This window comes from Streptomyces sp. NPDC059718 (assembly GCF_042733315.1).
In the GTDB taxonomy this organism is placed as follows: domain Bacteria; phylum Actinomycetota; class Actinomycetes; order Streptomycetales; family Streptomycetaceae; genus Actinacidiphila.
Window position 1 is genome coordinate 85157 of the sequence record NZ_JBHWGA010000034.1, and the last position, 6227, is coordinate 91383.

At 71.2% G+C, this 6227-nt stretch carries 7 protein-coding genes; 6 read left to right on the plus strand and 1 reads right to left on the minus strand.

The features are described 5' to 3' along the window. The first annotated feature begins 141 nt into the window (after positions 1-141). A complete protein-coding gene (locus ACFV3E_RS31890; RefSeq protein ID WP_500537805.1) occupies positions 142-648 on the plus strand; it encodes a hypothetical protein in 507 nt (168 codons plus the stop codon). 90 nt (positions 649-738) lie between these two features. On the opposite strand, the gene ACFV3E_RS31895 is transcribed toward ACFV3E_RS31890, so the two are convergent. After that, positions 739-1572, minus strand: a complete 834-nt coding sequence (locus tag ACFV3E_RS31895; protein WP_500537806.1) for an MOSC domain-containing protein — start codon at positions 1570-1572, stop codon at positions 739-741. Positions 1573-1641: 69 nt separating this feature from the next. Between ACFV3E_RS31895 and ACFV3E_RS31900 the strand changes: the two genes are divergently transcribed. The 5 genes from ACFV3E_RS31900 (at position 1642) to ACFV3E_RS31920 (ending at position 6185) form a co-directional block, all read left to right on the plus strand. Further along, entirely contained in the window at positions 1642-2121 is a 480-nt protein-coding gene (locus tag ACFV3E_RS31900; protein ID WP_500537807.1) for a GNAT family N-acetyltransferase, read from the plus strand. A gap of 93 nt (positions 2122-2214) precedes the next feature. Continuing rightward, on the plus strand, positions 2215-3291 hold the full coding sequence (locus ACFV3E_RS31905; RefSeq protein WP_500537808.1) for an HpcH/HpaI aldolase/citrate lyase family protein: 1077 nt from the start codon (positions 2215-2217) through the stop codon (positions 3289-3291). After that, the gene (locus tag ACFV3E_RS31910; RefSeq protein ID WP_500366066.1) at positions 3288-4160 is read left to right on the plus strand and encodes an HpcH/HpaI aldolase/citrate lyase family protein; all 873 of its coding nucleotides are present in this window, start codon (positions 3288-3290) and stop codon (positions 4158-4160) included. The genes ACFV3E_RS31905 and ACFV3E_RS31910 overlap by 4 nt, the downstream gene beginning before the upstream one ends. A gap of 167 nt (positions 4161-4327) precedes the next feature. Further along, on the plus strand, positions 4328-5950 hold the full coding sequence (locus ACFV3E_RS31915) for an acyl-CoA carboxylase subunit beta (RefSeq protein WP_500366064.1): 1623 nt from the start codon (positions 4328-4330) through the stop codon (positions 5948-5950). A 16-nt stretch (positions 5951-5966) separates the two neighbouring features. Then, a complete protein-coding gene (locus ACFV3E_RS31920) occupies positions 5967-6185 on the plus strand; it encodes an acyl-CoA carboxylase epsilon subunit (protein ID WP_089224994.1) in 219 nt (72 codons plus the stop codon). Positions 6186-6227: the final 42 nt, after the last annotated feature.

Genomic DNA, 6227 nt, shown 5'->3' on the forward strand with positions numbered 1-6227 from the left:
GACCGCGTCCGCGTCCCCGTCCAAGGCGGCCCAACTGCCGTGCATACGCGCGTAGAACGCCGGGCACACTCCTCCTGCTCCACCTGCTCCAGCTGCACAGCCGCCCCACCGGAAGCACGGTCACCAGCAGGAGGAATCCCCATGAAGCTCCGCTCCGTCCTGAGCGCACTCGTCCTCGCGCTCGGAGTGCTGTTCGCCCCCGGCGTCGGTCTCGCCGCGTCCCACGACGCCTACGCCGTCACCAAACTGACGCACGCTCAGGCCACGACGATGTTCCGCAACGCCGGGATCACCTGGTCCTCGTCAGGTGGCTGTTCCAACCGCAACAACGCGACCTGCACGTCCTTCGACCAGCTCAACCAGGCGACCGCCCAGGGCGCGGTCACCCTGAAGGGTGCCACTGGCTGCGCCCTGAACATCACCGGCGGCACCGAGACCGGCCACGCGAGCGGCACCTACTCGCACTGGAACGGCTACAAGCTCGACTACGGCAAGAACAGCTGCGTCACCAACTACATCCACAGCGCCTTCACCTACATCGGCCTGCGCGGTGACGGCGCCCCCCAGTACCGCTCCGGCTCGGGCAACATCTACGCCGACGAGGGCAACCACTGGGACGTCCTGTACTACAACTGCGGCGGCTGCTGACCCTCGCCGGATGAGCCGCCCGCGGCCCGGTCCCGGCCGAGCCGCGGGCGGTCCCACGGCCGGCTTCCGTGCGGCCGACCGGGAGGGCGGTCACGCCCAGGCCCGCACCTCCACCGGGTCGCCCACCGCGATCGTGCCCGGCCGGAGCACCGCCGCCTTCATCGCGAAGCTCACCTTGTTGCCGTACTCCGGCTCCCGCCGGTAGCCGGCCAGGGTGCGCACCGGCTCCGGGCCGGCCGTACGGCCGGTCCCCTGGTCGACCAGCGGCACGGAGCAGCGCATCGCGCGGACGGAGTAGCCGAGCCGGGTGGTGCCGACGTCCATGAGCCGCACCCGGTCCTCGGTGTGGGGCTCGCTCCAGCCGGCGACCACGATGTTGGGGCGGAAGCGGTCCATGGGCACGGGTGTGCCGCCACGCTCGGTGATGCGCCGGTTGAGGTCGTCGAGCGAGGCCAGCGAGGCCACCGAGAGGGCGTGGGCGTCGGCGAAGTTGACCTTGCCGGGGTGCTCCCCCCAGCCGTCCCGGTCGAAGCCCGGGCGCACGCGCACCAGGCGGGAGGGCGCCCCCAGCGCCTCGGAGAACCAGCGCGCGGCCTCCTCGCCCTGGTCCACCGCCGGTCCCAGCGGCCGGTCGAACAGGACGACCTCACGCGGCGGCCCCGCGTACGCCACCTCCAGCGTGAGTTCCCCGGCGCCGGGCGCCGACAGCGCCAGGTGCTTGCCGTCGTCGGTGACGTCCGCGCGCAGCACGGCCATCCGCGGCAGCGTCCGCTGGCTGCGGAAGGACCCGTCGGCGGCGTCGACCACCATGAACGTACGGTCGTGGGCCAGACCGGTCGCGCCGACGGCGACGCCGTCCAGGGGCACGCCGGCACAGCCCTTGACGGGGTAGCAGGTCAGCGAATGCACGGTCGCGGCGGTCATGGGGCTCGTCCTTCCCGGGGCGGAGAAACCCATTCGATCACGCTCCCGCTCCCGGCGTACGGTCATCGCGTGACCGATGACACAGCGATACGGATCAGGCCCGGACAGGCCGCGGACGCGGACGCGATCACCGCGGTCTTCCTCGCCTCCCGGGCGGCCGCCATGCCCTGGCTGCCCCGGCTGCACACCGATGAGCAGACCCGGTGGTGGGTCGCGAACGTCGTCCTGGAGCAGTGCCGGGTGTGGGTCGCGGAGCAGACCGCGACCGGTGCCGCGACCGGCTTCGCGGCGCTCGACGGCGACTGGCTGGAGCACCTCTACCTGCGGCCCGACGCACGCGGACGCGGCATCGGCTCGCGGCTGCTCGACGAGGTCGTGCGCCACCACCCGGACGGCCCACTGTCGTTGCACGTCTTCCGGCGCAACGCCGCGGCACGCGCGTTCTACGAACGGCACGGCTTCCGGGCCGTCCCCGGCAGCGAGAGCACCGCGAACGAGGAGGGCGAGCCGGACCTGACCTACCGTCTGCCGTCCGTGGCCGACCGGTGACCAACGGCACACGTACCGACCAGTAACGCGAGGGTCCCGCGGATCATAAGGTGAGCGCCGTACGCTCCCCACCCTCGAACCCCGGGAGACCGCATGCGTTCCGCGAAGGACTTCTTCCGACCGCTGGCCGTGGGGGCCCCGGCCCCCGTACGGGAAGTACCGTTCCGGCCGTCGCGGATGATCCACTTCTTCGATCCGAGCAACGAGAAGATGGCCGCGAAGGTCCCCTCCATCGCCCCCAAGGTGGACGTCCTGCTGGGCAACCTGGAGGACGCCGTCTCGGCCGACCGCAAGGAGGCCGCCCGCGCCGGGCTGGTCGCCACGGCCAAGGCCCACGACTTCGGCGACACCCAGCTGTGGACCCGGATCAACAGCCTCGACTCGCCGTGGGCGCTGGACGACCTGCTGACCCTGGTCACCGAGATCGGCCACAAGCTCGACGTCGTGATGGTGCCCAAGGTGGAGGGCGCCGAGGACATCCACTACGTCGACCGGCTGCTCGCCCAACTGGAGGCCAAGGCGGGCATCGAGCGGCCGATCCTCGTCCACGCGATCCTGGAGACCGCCACGGGCGTGGCGAACGTCGAGGAGATCGCCGGGGCCAGCCCCCGGATGCAGGGCATCTCCCTCGGCCCGGCCGACCTCGCGGCGAGCCGCCGCATGAAGACCACCCGCGTCGGCGGCGGGCACCCCGGGTACCTCGTGCGGGAGGACCCCAAGGACGCGGATATGGAGCTGCCGCGGCTGACCTTCCAGCAGGACCTGTGGCACTACACGATCGCGCGCATGGTCGACGCCTGTGCCGCGCACGGGATCCTGCCGTACTACGGGCCCTTCGGCGACATCAAGGACACCACCGCCTGCGAGGACCAGTTCCGCAACGCCTTCCTGCTCGGCTGCGTCGGGGCGTGGAGCCTGCACCCGGTGCAGATCGACATCGCCAAGCGGGTCTTCTCCCCGGCGCCGACGGACGTCGCCTGGGCGCGCAGGGTCATCGACGCCATGGGTGACGGCACCGGAGCGGTGATGATCGACGGCAAGATGCAGGACGACGCCACGGTGAAGCAGTGCCACGTCGTCGTCGAGCTCGCGGAGGCGCTGGCCGCCCGCGACCCGGAGCTGGCGCAGGCGTACGAGGCCGCTTACAAGGAGCAGGAGCAGAACCGATGACCGATGCGATCCTGCGGCCGCGCCGCTCCGTCCTCTACATGCCCGGCGCGAACGAGCGCGCCCTGGAGAAGGCGAAGACCCTCCCCACCGACGCGCTCATCCTCGACCTGGAGGACTCCGTCGCGCCGGACGCCAAGGCCGACGCCCGCAAGCGGGTAGCCGCGGCGGCGGCCTCGGGGGAGTACGGGTACCGGGAGGTCACCATCCGGGTGAACTCGCCCGGCACCCCCTGGCACGAGGACGACCTGCGGGCCGCCGCGGAGGCGGGCCCCGACGCCGTGGTCGTCCCCAAGGTGGACTCGGCCGCGACCGTGCACGCCATCGAGCGGGCCCTGGAGGCCGCCGGCGCCCCGGACCACACCGCCATCTGGGCGATGGTGGAGACTCCGCGCGCGATGCTGGACGCCCGTGCCATCGCGGCGGCCTCGGAACGGCTCGGCGTCCTGGTGATGGGCACCAACGACCTCGCCAAGGAACTGCACGCCGAGCACGTCCCGGGCCGGGCCCCGCTCCTCACCGGACTCTCCCTCGCCCTTCTGGGTGCGCGCGAGGCCGGCAAGGTGATTTTGGACGGTGTCTACAACGACGTCACGGACGAGACCGGCTTCGAGGCCGAGTGCGTCCAGGGCCGGCAGTTCGGCTTCGACGGCAAGACCCTCATCCACCCCAGGCAGGTGGAGGTCTGCAACAGGGTGTTCGCCCCGTCGCAGGAGGAGGCCGACAGGGCACGGCGCATCATCGAGGCCTTCGAGGAGGCCGTGGCCGAGGGCCGCGGGGTGGTCACGGTGGACGGCCGCATGATCGAGAACCTCCATGTGGATGACGCCCGGCGTGTCCTTGCGCTGGCCGAGGCGGTATCCGGAAGGTAGCGGTCCCGTTGCGTCCGGGTGGACGACCGCTACAAAGAAAGTGTCCCGCACGTGCCGTGCGGGGCCTTTCTTGTGTTGGTTCTGTCCAGATGCTCCATGAAGCGGGTCCGGACACTGTACGAAGTCGACGCCGATTATGACGGCCCTCCGCTCGTATGGTCGATGTCATGAGCGTTTTGGACGAGGTGCCGACCCAGCCCGCCGAGGCCGAAGGGGCCGAAGAGGCCGCGCAGCCGGCGAACGACGCCCGCGGGCGCGTCGCGGAACTGCACGCCATCCGCGAGCAGGTCCGGCTCGGCCCCAGCGAGAAGGCGACCCAGGCCCAGAAGGCCAAGGGCAAGCTCACCGCGCGCGAGCGCATCGAGCTGCTGCTCGACGAGGGCTCCTTCAACGAGGTGGAGCCGCTGCGCCGGCACCGCGCCAGCGGGTTCGGCCTGGAGGCGAAGAAGCCCTACACCGACGGGGTCATCACCGGTTGGGGCACCGTCCACGGGCGGACCGTCTTCGTGTACGCCCACGACTTCCGGATCTTCGGCGGCGCGCTGGGCGAGGCCCACGCCAGCAAGATCCACAAGATCATGGACATGGCCATCTCGGCCGGCGCCCCGCTGGTCTCGCTCAACGACGGTGCCGGCGCCCGCATCCAGGAGGGCGTCTCGGCGCTCGCCGGCTACGGCGGCATCTTCCAGCGCAACACCCGCGCCTCCGGTGTGATCCCGCAGATCTCCGTGATGCTCGGCCCCTGCGCCGGCGGCGCCGCGTACTCCCCGGCCCTGACCGACTTCGTGTTCATGGTCCGCGAGACCTCGCAGATGTTCATCACCGGCCCGGACGTGGTCCAGGCCGTCACCGGCGAGAAGATCTCCCAGAACGGGCTCGGCGGCGCCGACGTCCACTCCGAGGTCTCCGGTGTCTCGCACTTCGCGTACGACGACGAGCAGACCTGCCTGGAGGAGGTCCGCTACCTGCTGTCGATGCTGCCGCAGAACAACCGTGAGAACCCCCCGTCGGTCCCCGCCGCGGACCCGGCCGACCGGCGCGGCGACGTCCTGCTGGACATCGTCCCGGCCGACGGCAACCGCTCGTACGACATGCACCAGGTCATCGAGGAGCTCGTCGACGACGGCGAGTACCTGGAGATCCACGAGCGCTGGGCGACCAACATCATCGTGGCCCTGGCCCGCCTCGACGGCCAGGTCGTCGGCATCATCGCCAACCAGCCCGCCTCGCTCGCCGGCGTCCTCGACATCGAGGCCAGCGAGAAGGCCGCGCGCTTCGTCCAGATGTGCGACGCCTTCAACATCCCGCTCATCACCCTTCTGGACGTCCCCGGCTTCCTGCCCGGCGTCGACCAGGAGCACGGTGGCATCATCCGGCACGGCGCCAAGCTGCTGTACGCGTACTGCAACGCGACCGTGCCGCGGATCTCGCTGATCCTGCGGAAGGCGTACGGAGGTGCCTACATCGTCATGGACAGCCAGTCGATCGGCGCAGACCTCACCTACGCCTGGCCGACCAACGAGATCGCCGTCATGGGCGCCGAAGGCGCCGCCAACGTGATCTTCCGGCGCCAGATCGCCGAGGCCGACGACCCCGACGCCATGCGCGCCCGCATGGTGAAGGAGTACAAGTCCGAGCTGATGCACCCCTACTACGCCGCCGAACGCGGCCTGGTGGACGACGTGATCGACCCCGCCGAGACGCGCGAGGTCCTCATCCGCTCGCTCGCGATGCTGCGCACCAAGCACGCCGACCTGCCGTCCCGCAAGCACGGCAACCCGCCCCAGTAAGGGAGAGACGAACCCCGTGAGCACTCCTGCCGACAGCACCTCCGCCGCGCTCGTGCGCGTGGAGCGCGGCCACGCCAGCGACGAGGAACTGGCCGCACTCACCGCTGTCCTGCTCGCCCGCGCCGCGGCCCAGGGCCAGGACGCGACCGACTACGTCAAGCCCCGCTCCACGGCCGGCTGGCGCCGCCTCGAGCGGCAGTCCGGCTTCAGCGCGCCGCACAGCTGGCGCAGCTGACCCTCCGGCTCCGAACGGCGGCGCGGCACCCCTCCCGGGTGC